We start from the raw sequence: 18,689 nt of genomic DNA on the forward strand, positions 1-18,689 counted from the left end.
CCGCGACCCGGCTCAGCCTAAGCATTAGGCCTATCTTACACCGCAACGCTGTAAAGTTGGGTGCCGGCAGTATCGCGAACCGCACGCACCGCCGATTAGCCCAATCTTATTTATCACGGGTTTTCGGGCTGAGCGAGTCGCAGCCTGGCGGCCCCTAAGGCCCTGCACTCAATGTTAACACCGACTTGATGCCGTCGGCTGCGTCTGCCTGGTTCAGCTCGGTCGCCAGGATGTAGACTCGGTCCCGACTGATTCCGCCCGGCTGGTCGGCGACATATTGGGCGATATGGTTAGCTCTGGCTACCGCCAAATCGTTGAGCTTTAGCGGATCGGGTTGAAAAATGCTTTCCAGCCGCTCGCGCGCCGAAGCGTAAAAATCCGCGTCGGGTTTGCTTTTAATACGGGGCGTACCGAGCAGACTGCGTTCGAAATCTTCCGGAAACACTTCCGCGAAAAACTTGGCCAACAAGCGCTTGTAATCGTCGTCGGCAAGCTGAATATATTCGTGACGAATCTTCTGGCCCTGATCGCGCAGTTCGCCGGATTTCATTTTTTTCAGTACATCCTGTAAGGCCTCGAACCGCATCGCCGGCCAATCCTGATTCTGATAGGCAATACCTTTGATTTCCAAGGTCAGTTCCGGTTTGCTCAACAAGGCCTTGCTTAATTCGCCCAGCTTGACCGTCTCATCCTTAGCCAATTCGGCACTACCCGGATTAAATTGCACGACACTGAAGTCCTTGTCGTCACCCAATAGCGACGCAATGGCCTTGAACGGAGACATTGCCACCTTGGCGACCAAGTTCACCAACACGTCGCGCACGAGGGCGCCGACGCTAAATTGCGGATCCTCCAGGCTGCCGGAAATCGGAAAATCCAGATTGATTTTGCCGTCGGCGTCTTTCAACAAGGCAATTGCCAAATGCAACGGCACGGACACTGCATTCGGATTTTCGACTTTATCACCCAAAGTCAATTGATCGATTAACAGTTTGTTTTGCACTTCAAGCTGGCCGCTCTTTACTTTGTAGTGCAAATCCAGAGCCATCTGGCCTTTCTCTATCCGGTAACCGGCAAATTCCGCCATATAAGGGGTGATCAACGGTAACGGCATATGGGTAAAATTCAAGGCAATATCGGAGTCACCGCTCTGGAACTGGTACTTGCCCTTGATGCCCACCAAGGCCATATCGTAAACCTTGCCTTTCAAAGCCATCGTCGCGACGGCATCCTTGGCAGAAGAAAAACCGCTCACTTCGCCGTTCAAACCGTTCATTTCGGCTACGAACGGCAAAATCAACGAATAGTCGGCGAAATTCGAGTTGCCGTTACGCATCTCGATCTTGCCTATGCTCAGACGGGGCTCATCCGCCTGGGCTGTCGCGGTTTCGGACTTGCCGCGAGCTTGAACCGGCTTTGTCGTCGGTACCGGTTCGGCTGCTTGTTCGACCAGGATATCGTCGACATTGGTACTACCGTCCTTTTTGATATTGAACCGCACATAAGGACGCTCCAATACCACGTTCGCCAGCTTGTAGTCTTGCGCGGCCAAATCGATATCGATGCCGTTCAGCACCAGATTCGACCACTTCACGAAATCCTTGTTTTTCAGTTGGTCGCGAGTCAAAAGATTATCGATGTCGGCATCGCCAGTGAATTTGAGTTGAAACGGCTCGGCGGCAGCCAGATGCAGTTTGCCGGCCGCATTGACGTCGCCGTCCACCACTTCCAGCTTTATGAACGGTTCCAAGTAGGGTTGGAAGGGTTTTAACTGCAGGTCCTTGAGATGCAGATCCCAATCGGCGACGAAGGGTACCAGCGTCATATCGCCTTTCAGCGCCAAGCTACCGGCTTGATTCAAACGGGTATCGAACTGCAACGGTAGTTTGCCGGCCAGATCGGAACTGAAATTCTGTAATGAGCAATTCAACTCCGTCAGTTTGAATTCGAACGGTTTGGCTTGGCTAAAATCCGTAAAATGGATTTGGTAATCGTGCAACGCCAACTCGCCCAACCGAATCGACCAGGGTTTGCCGGCATTGGCAACCGGAGCGGCGCTACCGCTTGTTTGAGTGGCGCCGGCTGCCGAGCCGCCAGCGTCGTCAGCGAACAAGGCCTGATAATTGACCACTCCGTCAGCTTGCAGCCAAGCCTTTATCGCCGCATTGTTGCTGACAACCGAGGTAATAGTGACGGCTTGACTGCCTAAATCGGCGCCGATGCCGCTGACGACTAATTCAGGTAAATCGATCAAAGGCTTCCCGGTGGCTTTTTCGACGACTGCCAACTCTCGTAAGGCCAGCGCGCCGTTGTTCAGCACCGTGACGGCACCGGTATCGTCAACCGTTACTTGATATTCGATTTGCAGACCAGCCTGACCGGCCTCGATCCGCACCGGCAACTCCTGCAAAAACAACTGCCAAATTTTGTCCAACCGGATACCGTCGAGCGTTACTCGTCCCTTCGAGGCTAACGGCTGCAGACTTAAATCGCCGCTCCACTCGATGCTACCGCCTGACTCGAGGCCCAAAGTCAACTTGCCGTTACCGGTTTGATCAGCCAGAGTACTGATTTCCTGTAGGGTCAAATTAACCGGCAATAAAGTTTCCGCCAAAGTTTGACCGGAAGAGGCATCCGACCAGGCGACTTTGCCTTCGGCGATTGCCAAACGATGAATCGCCAGTTTGAACGGGCTGGCCGCGGCGTCCGGCTCCGGCGTATCTTCAGCTTCGGTTTGCTGCGGCTGCAGATCGGCAAAATTAAAGCTGCCGTCGGCCCGGCGACTAATATTGAATTGCGGTTTGGTCAACTCGATGCTGTCGACCACGGCACCGCCCATTCCGACCGAACGCCAAAACGCCAGATCGATGCGCAGGCTTTCGAAACCGGCCAGCAGTTGTCCATCCCCGGCCGGCAACGAGAAATCCCGCAGCTCGATCACCAAGCTGAACGGGTTCAGACTGATCTGTTTCAACTGCGGCGTTTGCCCGGTTTGTTGCTTGATGATTTCCGGCAGCTTGCTCAAGGCAATTTTCGGCAGCAGGTAAAACCCGGCCAACGCATAGCTTGCCACGCCGGCGGAGACTGCCGCGGCGGCAATCAAGGCTTTTCTCCGGTTGATCGCGATCGGCATCGGCTTCAGATCAGTGCAATCGGTTGATGAATTCGGCATCTATCCGGCAACCGCCCAAATCGGGATAGTCCGCCAAATTTTGTTCGAAATCGCGAAACGACGGGTGTTGAAACGCCAAACGGCTGATTTTGCCCTGCACCAATTCGAATTCCAGCGCACCGCCTTTCTCGCGCGGACTGCCAGGTTTGGTCGCGAACAACATGATGCCGATATTCGCCAGCGGCTGGCCTTGTTCCTGCGCCGGCCGCGCGCAACTGAAACTCTCGACGTTGAGCGCGCCAAACACGCTGGCCAACTGCGCCGCATTGATCACCACACCATCATCGGCAATATTCGGCAGTTGCAACAAGGCTTCCAAGCCGAAGTTGCTCAAATGATTCTGCAGCAATACCGAACCGTTGCCGGATTTTTCGGTATTCAACAACGGATACAGCTGCCGGGCCGCTTCATCCTGATTCGGATTTTGCAATGCCGACAAAAATTGGCGCGCCGCCGATTGAATCGGACTGATCACACCCTCTTTCTTCTGCCTGGAACTGGTCAGATTATCCCAGTCCTGTAGCGTGTTGACCGGTAAGCGCATGTTTTTCATGGCCGTATAGTCCTCTGCCGCCAGACAGGCGGAAAAATCCTTGGTCCGGTACTGCTCCAGCAGTTTCGGCCGAATTTCGTCGGTCATGGCCTTCTGCGCGGAGATATTGAAGTTTTTCCAATCGGTGGATTTGGCCAGGAAGTAGTACAACACGGCATCGCGGTCGAATTTATTGAAGCCCAAATCCTTCATCACCAATTTCAGCCGCCGGCATTGGCTTTCCACATCGTCATAGTTACGCCAATCCGGTTGCAAATTGGGTTTGGCGGCCGGGTCGACCTGGTTGATCAATTGTTGCAGGCTGATCTCGCCGTTAGCGGTTTGTACCGGCGCCCGCCACAATTCCTCCAAGGATAAATCATGCGCGTCCGGAATGGCGTCGCCGCCGGTTTTTAGCAACAGCGACGTGGCGACTTCCGGGTAAATCCTCAATTCGCCAAGCAGCCGGGTTTCCGAACTCCAGGCTTTCCAGCCGCCTTCAACCACTTCATAGACCGCCAACCGGCTCTGGTTGAAATTACCGCTATCGCCGGCCAACACCACGCTGGCAGGCAAGGAGTGGGTTTCGGAACTGTACTTACCGCTAGCGGCCGGTGTCTTCGCTACCACCTGCGGGCTGGTCTCGACCCAGTTACCAGCCAACTTTCCCATCACCGCCATGCCGGCACCTACCCCGGTCAACGCGAACAAACCGCTGGCGGCGTTGACGTCGCTGACCAATTGCGACAGGTTGGCTTCGTGGCTGTTGCTGGTTAAAAAGTTGTAATCAACCAGCGTATCCTTGCCGGTATCCAGCCTCAACCACGGCGTCAGGTTGGCTTTTTTGGTCTCCAACTTGAAGTTGCATTTGCCGGTGGTCGCTTGATAAAGAAAACCGCTCACCTCGCGTTTCAGCTTCAAAGTCTCGTTATGGACGCTGAATACCAAAGCCGCCGACAAATCGCCGTTCTCGTAATGGCCGCCCATTTCGTTACAACCGCCTTTCAGCGCGCTGTCGCCTTTGAACTCGAAATCCGACACCAATTGCACGTAATAATCGTCGCCGCCGACCGTCGCATGACCGCGTAAGGGTTTGATCGGTAAGGTTTCGGTTTTGGGATAATCCACCGCGATCTGCCGGGTCGTGGCGCAACCGGCGATCAGGCTACCAGCAATTAGCGTGACGGGTAGGGAAAATAATCGGCTGATCGGCATTAATGGTCCTAAACAAATTTGGCAAGGTTCGACGGCCGCTATTGCCGCCGCTGTTTTCAAGCTAGCGGGGGCGGCTTAGGCTTTGCTTAACGGAATCGAACTGCGAGTGTATTACAAAATCGCCATGCTCAATTCACTACATTCAGCGCGGAATAATAAATTGAAGCTTGCGAAGTGGCTACCGTTTTATCCGCTCGCCGTAAGACTTTACAACGAGTCCTGCTTGAAACGGTGGATTTGCCGGCGTTGTTTCTTGTTAGGTTTGTGTTCGCGTTCGGATGGATGTTGTAACGCTTGTTGCTGCTTGCGCAATTCGATTTGCTGATGGCGTCTTTCCGAGCTGGTCTCGTCTTCGTGGTAAAGCCGAGCGGCTTCCTGAGCCGGACGCCGCTGCTGATTTAGATCGGTTACCCGCACTTCCCAGGTGTACTGATCTTTGGTCACCGTGACCAGATCGCCGATTTTGATGTCCTTACCCGGCTTGCAACGTTGACCGTTGACATGGACCTTACCACCGTTGACGGCATCGGCCGCCAGACCGCGGGTTTTGAAAAAGCGCGCGGCCCACAGCCATTTGTCGATCCGGATCTGGCTTAACTCATTCAACCTTGAGTCCACTCTCCGCCCAAGCCTTGAAGCCGCCGGCCATGCTAACCGCGCCGGAATATCCCAACTGGTTCAGGACCTGGGTTGCCAACGCGGAGCGACCGCCGCTCTGGCAGTAGACCACGATACCGGCATCCTGCTTACCCTGAAACGCCGGATGGCCGCCGATTTGAAACTCCAAGACGCCGCGCGGAATGTTGACCGCTCCCGGCAAATGGCCGGCGGCAAATTCGGCCGGCTCCCGCACATCGAGCAGCAACGCGCCGGACAACCGGGCGTTGGCGGCGGCGACGTCGATTTCGGTGATCTGCTGCTTGGCGGCAGCAACCAGTTCCTGAGCTGTGATCGACATAAACGACTCCTAAAAATCAGGCTTCCATAGCTTTTTTCAATTCTTTCGGAATCGAAAACACCACTTTTTCTTCGATACCTTTGTTCTCACGCACGGCAGTGTCTTCACCGCCCCACTCCTTCAATTGGTTGATCACTTCCTGCACCAGCACTTCCGGGGCCGAGGCACCGGCGGTGACGCCGACCACTTCGATACCGTCCAACCATTCTTGTTTCAAATCCTTATAGGTGTCGATCAGGTAGGCCGGTTTGCCCAGTTGTTCGGCAATCTCCCGCAAACGATTGGAATTGGAACTGTTAGGCGAACCGACCACCAGAATCAGATCGGAGATTTTCGCCAAGTCGTGTACGGCATCTTGGCGGTTTTGGGTGGCGTAGCAAATGTCGTCTTTCTTTTGTTCCTTGATCGACGGAAAGTGTTCGCGCAACGCGTCGACCATGACTTTGGTATCCGTCATCGACAGTGTGGTTTGCGTCACATAAGCCAGATTGTCCGGATTGTTGACCTTCAGGTTTTTGACGTCTTCCGGCGTTTCGACCAAATAAATATCGCCGTGCTCGGTGCATTTATCGTACTGGCCCATGGTACCCTCAACTTCGGGATGACCGGCGTGGCCGATCAAAATCACTTCCCGGTCTTGCTTGGCATGTTTGGCCACCTGCATATGCACCTTGGTCACCAGCGGACAAGTCGCATCGAACACCGTCAGCTGGCGCTCCTCCGCTTCTTGCTGCACCGCCTTGGACACGCCATGAGCACTGAATATTAGATAAGAGCCGACCGGCACGTCACTGAGTTCTTCGATAAAAACGGCACCCTTTTCCTTTAAGCCATCGACTACGGTGCGGTTGTGCACCACTTCGTGTCGTACGTAAATCGGCGCACCAAACGTATCGATCGCTTGATCGACGATTTCAATGGCCCGATCGACGCCGGCACAGAATCCACGGGGGTTAGCGAGTACTATTTGCATATTCTTGAGTGTTTTACTGGGTTAAGACGGAAGAATTCTAATCCAATTTCGCATCCGAGACGATAATTCCGTCGCCATCGGCATATAAATAATGGTCTTTTTTGAAATTGACGCCGGCAAACGTGATCATCACGTCGCGGTCGCCGTGGCCATGCTTGTTGCTGCGTAACGGATTCGTGTTCAACGCCATCACGCCGATCGGCAGATGCCGGATCAGTTCGGAGCCGCGGATACTGCCGTAGACCACGATGCCCTGCCAACCGTTCTCCAGCGCCAAGCCGGCCAGGGTATCGCCGATCAGCGCACAACGCTTGGAACCGCCACCGTCGACCACCAATACGCGGCCGTCGACTTTCTCCGCCAACACGGCGCGGACCAGCGAATTGTCCTCGAACACTTTTAGCGTCGTGATTTGACCGCAGAACCGGCGGTTACCGCCGAAATGGCGCAGCACTGGTTCTGCCACCTGAAAACTGTCGGTTTGGGCAAAACGGTCGCATAAATCCGCCGTATCGAAGCTCATACTCGCCTCCGCGAATCAGTAATAACGGGCCAACAAACCGTAATCGCACTCAGCGGTCGGCAACGGAATCTTCACTTCGTAGCCGCCGCCGGCGGCTTCCTGCATCGGCTGGCCGTATTTATCGACCATGTGTTCCACGACGATATCCCGGTTGCCGCTCGGCAGAATCAGTTCCAATTTGTCGCCCAGCGCAAACTTGTTTTTGACGCTGACATCGGCCATGCCGGTCGCGGCATCGAAACCGGTAATTTCGCCGCAAAACTGTTGTTGGTGGCTCTTCGAATAGCCGGACAGATAATTTTGGTGTTCGTGGGTGTGGTGGCGCTGGTAAAAACCGTCGGTGTAGCCGCGGTTGGCCAGATTATCCAGAATACCGAGCAACTCCGGTTGGAACGGCCGTCCGGCTAGAGCATCGTCGATGGCCTGGCGGTAAGTCTGTGCGGTACGAGCGACGTAAAAATGGGATTTGGTGCGGCCCTCGATTTTCAAACTATCGATGCCGATTTCCACCAAGCGCTGCACGTGCTCAATCGCGCGCAGATCCTTGGAATTCATGATGTAGGTGCCGTTCTCGTCTTCCATCACCGGCAACAGCTCGCCCGGCCGCCCTTCTTCTTCCAGGAAATAAATATTGTCGGCGAGAGGATGCCGATCGGCGCCGCCGCAACTGGCAGTGTTTAGCCCCTGGTTCAAATCGGTCATGGAAATAACCGCGCTATCGGCCAACAAATAATCGCCCTCAGCGTTTTCCACCGCCGGTTTGGTATCGTATTTCCAGCGGCAGGAATTGGTACAAGTGCCTTGGTTAGGATCGCGATGATTGAAGTAGCCCGACAGCAAGCAGCGGCCGGAATAAGCGATGCACAGCGCGCCGTGCACAAAAACTTCCAATTCCATATCGGGGCATTGCTGGCGAATCTCGGCGATCTCGTCCAGCGACAGTTCGCGCGACAAAATCACCCGTTCCACGCCCATGCTCTTCCAGAACCTAACACTGGCATAGTTGACGGTATTGGCTTGCACCGACAAGTGAATCGGCATCTCCGGCCATTGTTCGCGGGTCATCATGATCAAACCCGGATCGGCCATGATCAGCGCGTCGGGCTGCATCGCGATGATCGGCGCCATGTCCTTCAAAAAGGTTTTGATTTTGGCGTTATGCGGAATAACGTTGGCGGCCAGGAAAAACTTTTTGCCCAACTGATGCGCTTCCGCTATGCCTTTAGCCAGATTCTCGGATAGGAAATCGTTATTGCGCACCCGGAGACTGTAGCGCGGCTGCCCGGCATAAACCGCATCGGCACCGAAAGCAAACGCGTAACGCATATTGCGCAAGGTACCGGCCGGGGAAAGGAGTTCGATGTGTTTCATGTCAGCTCGAGAAAAGGAAATGGCGGCCATTTTAGCAAAATTTCGGGCAAAATCAGGCCACTACGAAAATCACCGTCGTCCGCTCGTTCAGTGCGGGATTTAAAGCGGCACCGAATAATCAGACGTCGGCAGCTTCAGAGATTAATTCGCGGTAAATCGCCAGATGAGCGTCGACGATAGCTGCGACGGCATAGCGTCGTTCGGCCAGTTGCCGGCCCCGCCGCCCCATCTCCCGCCGCAAACCGCCATCGGCCAATAGACGCCGAATCGCATCTGCCAGCGCAACGGCATCTCTCACCGGTACCAACAAACCGCTGACATCGGTTTCGATCGCATCCCGACAACCCGGCACGTCGGTAGTAATGACCGCCCGCCCGCAGGCGGCCGCCTCTTCCAAGACTCTGGGCAAGCCCTCGCGGTAGGAGGGCAATACCACGATATTGGCAGCGGCCAATAATTGCGGCATATTTTTTTGAAAGCCGAGAAATTCGATATTCGGATCGGCACGCAAGGCTTCGACTTCCTGACGGCTTAAACTGGAAGGATTGCCGTCGTCCCGATCGCCGACCAGCACAAAGCGCGCGTCGACACCCTGTTCACACAACAAGCGGGCGGCCTCGACGTATTCCCTCACGCCTTTATCGTACAGCAAGCGCGCCGCCATCAACACGACCGGCCGGCCTTCCGGCTCCGGGATAACGGCGAAGCGCTGCAAGTCGACCCCGGAACCGCGCACCAATACGGTGTTCTGCGGCAACACGACACCTAGCCCGACCATCAGATCGCGATCGGTCTGATTCTGAAAGATCACGCGAATACGCCGGTGCCCCAGCGCCACGCGGTAGAGCCGGGAAACCAAAGTTCGGAGGATCCGGGTTTTAAGCCGGGTATCGGTAAACAGATAGCCCATACCGAATACTGCGGCAACCACGGCCTTGACCCCGGCCAAGCGCGCGGCGATGCCACCGTACAAAATCGGCTTTACCGTCATCAGGTAAACCAGATCGGGTTGCACCCGCTTGAACAAGCCATACATCGCCCGGAGCGCTGCCAGCTCCGCCATCGGGTTTTGGCCGCTCCGGGTCAGCACCAGCTCGTGATAGATAAAACCGAGATCGCGGATTTCCGCAACCCGCGTCCCGGGCGGGGTCGCAACGTGGACTTCGTAACCCTGTTTCAGCGCCCCGCTGGTTTCCGGCAGCCGGTGCAGCAGAAAAAAATCCAGGTCGTTGCAAACCACCAATAGTTTGTTACTCATTGCTGATCGAGCCAGGCATTGAACATCAAAACATCCCACAACAAAAATCGCCAATTCCGCCGACCGGACAAATGCTCGGCCCATTTGCGCCTGATCGGCTCCGGATCGAAATAACCGTCGCGGCTGAGCCGCGAGCGGTCAAGCAAGGCCTCGGCCCAGTCGCGCAACGGCCCGCGCAGCCACTCTTCGAGCGGTACCGCAAAACCCATTTTCGGCCGTTCGATCAACTCGCGCGGCACATGCCGGTACAACACCCGGCGCAATAGCCATTTGGCTTCGCCGTCGCGCACCTTCATCTGCCGCGGCAATTTCCAGGCAAACTCGAACAAACGATGGTCGAGCAGCGGCACCCGGGTTTCCAGGCCGACATTCATTGCCGCCCGGTCGACCTTGACCAGAATGTCGTCCGGCAGATAACTGCAACTATCGAACAACATCATTTGTTCGAGCAACTCCGGCAATTCCGGCCAACTTTTCAGCAACGCAGTTCCAGAGTCGCCGTCGAGCACCACATCGGCCGGTTGCCAATGACTGATCAGGTTCAAGTACAACTCGGCAGGATTGGCGCTATGTAACAAGCCAGCCCCTTTATGAATCTTGTCCCCCGGGAAACCGCTACGCGTGCCGGCCGGCAACAAGGGCTGGACACCAGCGTACAGAGCGTCCCAACCTTTGACCGGTACGCCGCGTAAAACCCCGGCTAGCGCATTGCGCAGCGGCAAAGGCACCGCTGCCAGCTTGGCCAATAGCCGCTGCGCCATCCGGTAGCGGCCGTAGCCGCCGAACAATTCGTCGCCGCCGTCGCCGGACAACGCTACCGTAACCTGCTGCCGGGCCATGCGCGAAACCAGGCATGTCGGCAATTGCGACGAATCGGCAAACGGTTCGTCGTAAATCGCCGGCAGCTCTGGAATGATGGTCAACGCATCGTTGGAGGTTACATAAAGTTCGCTATGCTCGGTACCCAAATGCCGGGCCACCGCCTTTGCGTAGCGGGCCTCGTCGAATGCATCCTCGCCAAAGCCGATGGTAAAAGTCTTGACCGGCGGTGCACCTGCAGCCCGCGCCTCGGCCTGCATCAACGCGACGATCGTCGACGAATCGACACCGCCCGACAAAAATGCACCCAATGGCACATCGGCCACCATCTGGCCGCGCAAGGCCTCGCGCAACTGTTGTTCCAGCGCGTCGGCCGCGTCGTCTGCGGAATTAAACGTAAACGGCTCGGCCAAGCCGTCTCTAGCCGCAGCGGCGGCGGACCAGAACAGATCGGGCTCCGGCAACTTGCCCGATGCAATCTGGCTGCGGTCGAAGGTCAACAAACTGCCCGGAACCAACTTATTGATCCCGCTATAAATACTGAACGGGCCGGGAACGTAGTTATGCCGCATGTATAACGCCAGGGCTTGACGATCAATTTCGTCAACGAAGCCCGGAATTGCCCGCAAGGCTTTCAGTTCCGAAGCAAAAGCCAAACCGCCGGTTACCCGACCGTAATACAACGGCTTTTCACCCAAGCGGTCCCGCGCCAACGACAGCTCGCGCCTTTCCCGATTCCATAAAGCCAGCGCAAACATACCCACCGCCGACTCCAGCGCTTTGCGCAAACCCCAGGCGGCGATGGCCGCCAATAAGGTTTCGGTGTCGGAATGCCCGCGCCAAACCGGCGCCTGTCCGGCCCGCTCCAGTTGTTCGCGCAACACCGAATGGTTGTAAATTTCGCCGTTGAAAACGATGACATAGCGCCGACAGGACGACAGCATCGGTTGATGCCCGGCCGGCGACAGGTCGACGATGGCCAGCCGGCGGTGCACCAAGCCGATCCCGTCCTCGGCACTTCGGAAAATCCCGCTATCGTCGGGGCCGCGACTGCGAATCGCATCGCCCATCGCTTGCAGAACCGCTTCCGGGTCGGACAGGTCAATGCCGAAAAAACCCGCTATGCCGCACATCGCTTAAGCATCCTCGGCCGCAGCCAAACTGCGGTATAGATCTTGATAACGCTGAGCCACCGCTTGAATCGAAAACTGCTCCAGCACCCGCTGCCGGGCCTGCATACCAATCGCCTGTCGCCGTTCGGGCGCCAAATCGAGCAGTTCGCCGATTGCGGCCGCCAACGTCTGCGAATCTTCGGCGGCAACGACTCTGCCGCCGTCGCCCAAAACCGCCGCGGAATCGCCGACATCGGTCACCACGCACGGGACCGCGCAACTCATTGCTTCGCCGATCGCGTTGGCAAAGCCTTCCGAAACCGAGGGCGTGACGGCGATATCCAGCGCGGCAGTAATGCTTGCAATATCCTGGCGCTCACCCAATAGATGCAAACGCCCCTGTAAAGCGGAACTGCGTTCGGCGTCGACAAACAAGCGGTTTTGCGAGTCGACCCCACGCCCGGCCAACACGAAATGCACATCGTTGCGCCGCTCGGCCAACAGTTGGGCGGCCTTTAGAAAATTGGCATGGCCTTTCATCGGATCGTAGCGGGCGACCATGCCGACCAACGCCGCTTGCGGCTGCAAGCCGAGCTCTTCCCGTAATGCAGTCCGCGCCGCCGGCTCCGGCCGGAATACGTCGGTGTCGAAACCGTTCGGCAGCCAATCGCCGCGCTCCGGCGCATAACCTATGTTTTCGTGGTGCTGTTTGGCGGTTTGCGAGTTGTACAGGATTTTAGTCGCCGCTCTGGACAACCAGGCGCACAAGCGGATGATTTTCGCGGTACCCGGCTTTTCTTTATTGATGTCGTAAAGACTCTGCCGTACACCCCAGATCAACGGTACCCGCCGGCCGATCAGCAAACGGCCCGCCCAGGCCGCAAAATTACCGTGGTACATCCAGCCTTGCACAATATCCGGCCGTGCCGCGAGCAAATATTTGCGCAAACGGCCGACGGCTTTCAAGCCGCTCACCGGGGACCGAGCGCCCAAACACAATACCGGTATGCCCAAGGCGCGGATATCGTCCGCAACCGGCCCGTCGCCAATCAGGCAAACTACCCGCATGTCGAACCGCTCCCGGTCGGCATGGGCCAGCAACTTCCACAGCATGCGCTCGGCACCGCCGACGTTCAGGCCGGTGATGACGTGGACGACGACGATGCGATTGGCGTTAGCGGTTGGCAAGGCGGAACACAAATTCGTTACAGCCCATGCGGCCGCCGCAAGTCGTCATTTCGGTCAAAGTAAAACCGCGATCGCGGAAATAAGCGAAGACTTGTTCCGGCTTGGCCACTTCGAACGGATAACCGCCCAACCAATCGATCATGTCGTACCAGATCGTCATGCCGCGCTCGATCGACAGCCGTCCGCTGGCAGCGCGCACCAGCCAGCGCAGGCCCAGCAAGTAAGGGGCATGGCATGCGATCAATACCGGTTTGGCAATCCTGCTGCGGTTGTACAATCGTTTGACCCAGGTCCAATAGCGGCTGATCCAGCCCTGGTCGTTGTAGATCGCGATAAACAGCAAACCGCCCGGTTTGACGCAAGCGGAGATATTGGCAAATGCCGCAGCCATATCGCCGGTATGGTGTAACACGCCCCAGGAATAGACCACATCGAAATCACCTAATGCCGAGACATAGGCTCGATCCAGTACCGATCCGCTCTCGATCCGCCAGCGTTCGCAGTCCGGGAATTTAAGCTGCTTGATCCGTTCGGTACATTTAACCGAACTCGGATCGAAATCGAAGGAATGCACCGTTGCCCCCAGGCGCGCCGCCGCCAGCGAAAACAAGCCGCTGCCGGAGCCCGCATCGAGAAAGGTCTTGCCTTGCAAAGACTCGACGCCCAGCATCCGTTTCAGCGACGCCTCCGCCGCGGCGATTTTTTCATCCGACAGCTCGGCCAAGAAACGCGCCCAATTTTCGCCGAATTCAAAACGTTCTCCGGACTCGACCTCAGCCGCGTGCCCCATGCCAGTTCTCCCCTATTCTCAAAACGGTGCGGACAAGCCGCACCCCAAATTTGCCGTTTCCGGCCTCTGGCCGGATGCCTGAAGTGCCGTTACGCATAAGCAATCCAAACTATTTCCGCAACAGTTTTTTTAAACCGTTTACCAGGCAGCGGTAAGGCCGACCCAACAATTTAAAGCGCCAGGCCTGGCTCATGTGCAACCAGTAGTCGCGGCGCGGAAACGCCCGCGGCGCAACGGTTTGGCCGGGTTTTGCCAAAATCATGATCGAGCCTTTCAATCGGCGGCGGGCAATCACGACGAAACCTTCCTGCTCCAGCAGATAGACCAGCGCATCGGCGCTCGGATACCAGGTGTGCGCATAACCCGGACAACTGTCGCTAAACGACGACAACAAATCGCTGACGATAACGACGAACAGGCCGTCGGGCTTCAGCATCGCCGCGACCTGCTGCACGAACTGCCGCGGCCGGCTGACGAAATAAATCGCATGCGCGATCGAAACCACATCGAAAGCAGCTCCCGGCTGCAAATTCTCCACCTGCCCTATCGTCACCGACACTCCGGCTTTTTCGTGGAATTGCCGCGTGTTCGGGTCGGCATCGACCCCTTCCGCCTGCCAACCCTTATCGCGGAACAGGGCGACGGTTGCGCCCAGCCCGCAAGCGACATCGAGAAAATGTTGCATATCCGGCCGTAAAAACGGCGCGACAAAGTCGTAAGTCCGCTGCGCCCAAACTTGGCTGGCCTGCCAACGGCCTTGCCAGACAGCCTCGGCCTCGGCGGCAGGCGTATCATCGATTACCCGGTTGCGATCCCAATATTGCTGCAGTTCCGCCAACGACACCGTCTGCGTCGGGAAGGCATTGCCGCAAGTGCCGCATAAACGCCAATGGTAACCGGCGGTTTTCAACACCCGCAGCCCGGAATCGGGGTCGCGGAACGGTATCGGCCTGGACTGCTCGGCAGCGCAAATCGGGCAGACATGGGCTTGTTGCGGCACCGTATTCATTTGCCCACTCCGTCGATAGCACGGCAATGTTGGATGAAGCCCTCGGCAAACGCAGTTACATTGCCCTCGCGTAACACCGGTTCGCCGGCCATGCCCGGCGAACCGAACACGATGTCCTTGCGTACCGAAAACACGCGGGCCAGAAAATCGATAATCTCGGCGTCGTCGACTTTGCCATCCAATTTCTCGGCAATTTTGGCGCGTAAATCGCGGAGATTGCAGACGCCGCCCAAAGCCTCGGAAAAAAAGGCGTTGCCCAAGGTAATCGACGGCCGGCCCAGCAGATAGGCTTCGAAGGTGGCGGTGCCGGTCACTGAGATCGTGATCCGCGCCCGTTTTACGATTTCCGCCGACGGCATCGCGTAATGGGCCACCACGACACCGGATTTATGCAGCAACTCGCGGACGAAACTGCCGCTTCGCAGCAGTATGCAGGCCGGGTGTTCTTTGATCACTAAAACCACGTCGCTGGGCAACGCATGCCGAATCGCATCGATTGCCCGCATCTGATCGACGAAATACGGCGCCGGGGTATTGATCGAAGACTCGGGCGAATACTGCAACGGATAAAACACGAATTTTTCCGGGAGCTGTTCCAAACCGGTAATGTCGCATAGCCCTTGGTTTTTCCAGCGCCGCAAATTCCAAACAGCGTCCCGCAGCCAAGGCAGGTTATTCAAAAACGCCGCACGCAGGTAATCCCATTCGAAGCTTTCCCTGGCGTCGAACCGGCGTTGTAACGCCAAGCCCACACGCTGCAACAATGGCTTTTGGAACGTTGGCAGAATCTTGTCTTCCGCTACAGCCTGGCCGACAGCCGGCGCTTTTGGCGCTTCCCGGAACTCTCGGAGAAATCGTTCGCCGGACTGCCTGGCAGTCGAATCGCCCGCATTCGCATACGGCGGCAAGGATTCACTATCATCCGGCGAAAAAAATATTCCGCCCAAATTGCGGCAATGAGTCGGCACGACGACCGGTATGCCCATCTGTTTGGCGCACGCCAGAAACACCTTGCCGTCCAGACCTTCCACCTGAGACACCAAAGCATGGCTCGGCGCGAAGCGCGCCATGAACCCTCTGGCACCGCGGTACAAGTTCATCGCCCGTTGCAGTTGGAGCTGCGAGCGGGCGAATTTGAAATTGCGTTTTTCGCTGTCTATATCGCGGTGCAGGCTGCCCGGATACAGCCAATTTTTCTCTTCAGTAGTGCAAGTGGCGTCGTTGGCATTCAATACTAGGACATTGTCCCGGCCGAGCAGCGATACCATCAAGGCCTCGTGGTGCGGCGACGACAAGATCATCGCCCATTCCAGTTCCGGATAGCGGCGTCTGGCATATTCGACCACGTGGTAAAACAGAATCGGGAACGAGCCGAACCCGTGCAAAATCACCCTCATTTCAAGTATTCCTCGATTGGGCCGAAATTTTCCGCAGACAAGGCTTGCCAGGAGGCAAGATTGGCGCCATCGACCATTCGGCCGGCTGCTCCCTCTATCGTTTCGGCGATCACCCCTGTCCGCGCCTCGGAAAGCGAAAGGAACGGCATACCGGCATCCAGGCAAAAATCCGACAGCTTGCTGTCGCGGCCAATCCCGACAAACGGCAGGCCCAGCAAAGCCGCCATGACCAGACCGTGAAACCGCATCCCGACAACGATATCGAGTTCGGCGAATTGCCGGCACAATGCATCCGGGTCCGACGAAACCCGGAGCAGTTCGACGCGCTCGCCGGCGATACCGACGGCCTGCAGCAATTTGGTATCGGACACGCCGGCCTGCGGATCGTCCAGCTCTTGAAACGACAACAGCCGGACCGACCAACCCTTGTCGCGTAATTCCGCCAAATCCGCGGCAAGAGCGCTAAAAAACTGCGGATACGCGTCGGTCGCGGCGCCGATATCGCTGGCCGCCAACGTGACGCCGACCGTTTTGCCGGCCGAGGTTGTCGGCACCGTCGGCAACTGCAATGAGAACACCAGATCCGCCGTACGCCTGACGCGATTGCCGCCGATCACCTGCCGGCAATGGCGCCACGACGAGGCGTCGCGCACGGCAAAATCATCGCTCAGCGCCAGGATCGCCGCCATTAACAATCTGGCCGAAATGCCGGGCATTTCGGCGACGCCGGCCCCCAGCACAAACACTCGGGCGCCTCTGAGCCGGGCTTGAACGACGGCCAGGAAAATCAACACCAGATTGGTCAACGCGCCGCCGCGGGCGTGAAACAGCGTACCGCCACCGAAAACCATGGCCCGGCAACCGGCCAGCGACCGCCAATTGACCGCCAGATAGTCGAGCAGGCGCCGCCACTTCGGCAGATTCGGCTGCAACAGAATCCGCTCCTGGCAGCTGAATTCGACGTTTTCGCTTTGCAAGTCGGCTACCGGATGCAGGCTGCGCACGACAAAACTCGAATCCGGCGCCGCCGAGCGCAAGCGCCGCAAAATCGCCGCCAACAGCAAATCGTCGCCGACGTTGCCGAAGCCGTAATAGCCGTAGAGAAAAACCTTACCCATCCGCAGCGCTGCCGGCCAGTTCGCCGAGAATAGAACGGAACCGTTCCGCCACCGCATCGGCGCTGTAAGCCGCGCGCACTTGCGGATCACCCCAGGCCGACGTAATTCCCGCCGCCCTGCGCTCGCGACTAGTGTGCAAAACCTGCCGCAGAGACTCGGCGATTTCGGCCGGTCGGCGCGGATTGGCGACGACACCGCCGAGCTTGGCAATTAACTGCGCCGATGCGCCGGGCGGTACGATGCCGAAAATCGGCACGCCGGCGCCCAAATAATCGACCAGCTTCCCGGGCAGAAACACGCTTAGGTCGTCCGGCGCATCGATCACCAATAACAAATCGGCTTGCTTCATCAATGCCAGCGAGGCCGAATAATCGACGGTAGGCACCACGGTTACCAATCCGTCCGGCAAGGACCGGTAGGCCGCCGATGTCAGCATCCTGGGCGGCACTCCGCCGACCAATTCGATGCGGACGCCGCACAGTTCGTCCGGCCGCTCGCGCAGAATGGCCGCCAAAGCCTCGAACAACGGCTGCGGCGACCGGTGGCCGTAGAAATTCCCCAAATAACGGATCAACAGCGGCGCATCCGGATCGCGTGGCGAGTCGCCGTAAGCGCCGGGCTCGAAACCGTGCGGCAGGACCCGGGTCTTCTCTCGCCACGCCGCGGGATATTTGGCCATCACCAAATCCACGGTTTCCTGCGAGGTAAAAATGATGCGGTCGGCGGCGGCAACCACTTCGCGTTCCAATTGGCGGTTACGGATGTTCGCCAGGAAAAACCGGCGCCGGAACGGGTTATCCGCCCAGGGATCGCTGAAATGCGCCACCCACGGCAAACCGTAGCGGCGTTTCAAACGCAGGCCGAGCAGATGGTCCGACATCGGCTCGCCGAAGCTCAGCAATGCGTCCGCCGCAAAATCGCCCTGCGCCAAACGCTCGACCACGGCACGCTCGGCCAGCGGCACCCAGCCCAGGAATTCGTCGGGGGCCCGCGCGTAAAAGGGCAGCAGATTCGCCGCAATTCGATGCCACAGGCCGGAGAAGGGCGCACGGTACGCCACCGGCAATCTAAACAGTAAGCGGCTGTCGAAATCGGGATACGCATCCAGCCCGTTCGCCAAGGCCTCCACCTGCCCCGTGACGGCGGCTATCGGCAGCCGGGCGTGGTAAAGCAGACGGCCGATTTGGATGGCCTGCGAATAGAGATTGGGCGGCAGCACGTAGGATACGGCAAGTAGTTTCATGGTAAGGCGCG

15 protein-coding genes are annotated in these 18,689 nt (G+C 57.4%); all 15 read right to left on the reverse strand.

Translation table 11 applies throughout. The features are described from left to right. Positions 1–154 precede the first annotated feature (154 nt). Positions 155–3,172, reverse strand: a complete 3,018-nt coding sequence (locus C2U68_RS04605) for a DUF748 domain-containing protein (protein ID WP_260839219.1) — start codon at positions 3,170–3,172, stop codon at positions 155–157. Then, positions 3,144–4,919, reverse strand: a complete 1,776-nt coding sequence (locus C2U68_RS04610) for a hypothetical protein (protein ID WP_140911342.1) — start codon at positions 4,917–4,919, stop codon at positions 3,144–3,146. The genes C2U68_RS04605 and C2U68_RS04610 overlap by 29 nt, the downstream gene beginning before the upstream one ends. 207 nt (positions 4,920–5,126) lie before the next feature. Then, positions 5,127–5,525: an RNA-binding S4 domain-containing protein gene (locus C2U68_RS04615; protein ID WP_186289495.1), complete on the reverse strand. Its 399-nt coding sequence runs from the start codon at positions 5,523–5,525 to the stop codon at positions 5,127–5,129. Continuing rightward, positions 5,518–5,877 (reverse strand): rhodanese-like domain-containing protein, encoded by a 360-nt coding sequence (locus C2U68_RS04620; protein WP_140911344.1) that lies wholly within the window; start codon positions 5,875–5,877, stop codon positions 5,518–5,520. Before C2U68_RS04620 ends, C2U68_RS04615 begins: the two co-directional genes overlap by 8 nt. Before the next feature lie 16 nt (positions 5,878–5,893). Next, a complete protein-coding gene (gene ispH / locus C2U68_RS04625; RefSeq protein ID WP_140911345.1) occupies positions 5,894–6,850 on the reverse strand; it encodes a 4-hydroxy-3-methylbut-2-enyl diphosphate reductase in 957 nt (318 codons plus the stop codon). A gap of 37 nt (positions 6,851–6,887) precedes the next feature. Next, complete coding sequence (rraA, locus tag C2U68_RS04630; protein WP_140911346.1) at positions 6,888–7,373, reverse strand: ribonuclease E activity regulator RraA; 486 nt, start codon at positions 7,371–7,373, stop codon at positions 6,888–6,890. A gap of 15 nt (positions 7,374–7,388) precedes the next feature. Further along, a complete protein-coding gene (gene yegQ / locus C2U68_RS04635; RefSeq protein WP_140911347.1) occupies positions 7,389–8,744 on the reverse strand; it encodes a tRNA 5-hydroxyuridine modification protein YegQ in 1,356 nt (451 codons plus the stop codon). 118 nt (positions 8,745–8,862) lie between these two features. After that, the gene (locus C2U68_RS04640) at positions 8,863–10,002 is read right to left on the reverse strand and encodes a glycosyltransferase family 4 protein (protein ID WP_140911348.1); all 1,140 of its coding nucleotides are present in this window, start codon (positions 10,000–10,002) and stop codon (positions 8,863–8,865) included. Beyond that, positions 9,999–11,954, reverse strand: coding sequence for an asparagine synthase (glutamine-hydrolyzing) (gene asnB / locus C2U68_RS04645; protein WP_140911349.1), 1,956 nt, complete (start codon positions 11,952–11,954; stop codon positions 9,999–10,001). Before asnB ends, C2U68_RS04640 begins: the two co-directional genes overlap by 4 nt. A gap of 3 nt (positions 11,955–11,957) precedes the next feature. Beyond that, positions 11,958–13,121, reverse strand: coding sequence for a glycosyltransferase family 4 protein (locus C2U68_RS04650; RefSeq protein ID WP_140911350.1), 1,164 nt, complete (start codon positions 13,119–13,121; stop codon positions 11,958–11,960). Further along, complete coding sequence (locus tag C2U68_RS04655; RefSeq protein ID WP_140911351.1) at positions 13,108–13,911, reverse strand: class I SAM-dependent methyltransferase; 804 nt, start codon at positions 13,909–13,911, stop codon at positions 13,108–13,110. Before C2U68_RS04655 ends, C2U68_RS04650 begins: the two co-directional genes overlap by 14 nt. 109 nt (positions 13,912–14,020) lie before the next feature. After that, the gene (locus C2U68_RS04660; RefSeq protein ID WP_140911352.1) at positions 14,021–14,920 is read right to left on the reverse strand and encodes a class I SAM-dependent methyltransferase; all 900 of its coding nucleotides are present in this window, start codon (positions 14,918–14,920) and stop codon (positions 14,021–14,023) included. Next, positions 14,917–16,317, reverse strand: a complete 1,401-nt coding sequence (locus C2U68_RS04665) for a hypothetical protein (RefSeq protein WP_140911353.1) — start codon at positions 16,315–16,317, stop codon at positions 14,917–14,919. The genes C2U68_RS04660 and C2U68_RS04665 overlap by 4 nt, the downstream gene beginning before the upstream one ends. Continuing rightward, positions 16,314–17,435 carry a polysaccharide pyruvyl transferase family protein gene (locus tag C2U68_RS04670; protein ID WP_186289496.1) on the reverse strand — a complete coding sequence of 374 codons (1,122 nt, stop codon included), beginning with the start codon at positions 17,433–17,435 and terminating at the stop codon, positions 16,314–16,316. Before C2U68_RS04670 ends, C2U68_RS04665 begins: the two co-directional genes overlap by 4 nt. Beyond that, a complete protein-coding gene (locus C2U68_RS04675; protein ID WP_140911355.1) occupies positions 17,428–18,678 on the reverse strand; it encodes a glycosyltransferase in 1,251 nt (416 codons plus the stop codon). The genes C2U68_RS04670 and C2U68_RS04675 overlap by 8 nt, the downstream gene beginning before the upstream one ends. Between the last annotated feature and the right edge of the window lie 11 nt (positions 18,679–18,689).

This window comes from Methylomonas koyamae (genome assembly GCF_006483455.1).
Classification (GTDB): Bacteria; Pseudomonadota; Gammaproteobacteria; order Methylococcales; family Methylomonadaceae; genus Methylomonas; species Methylomonas koyamae_B.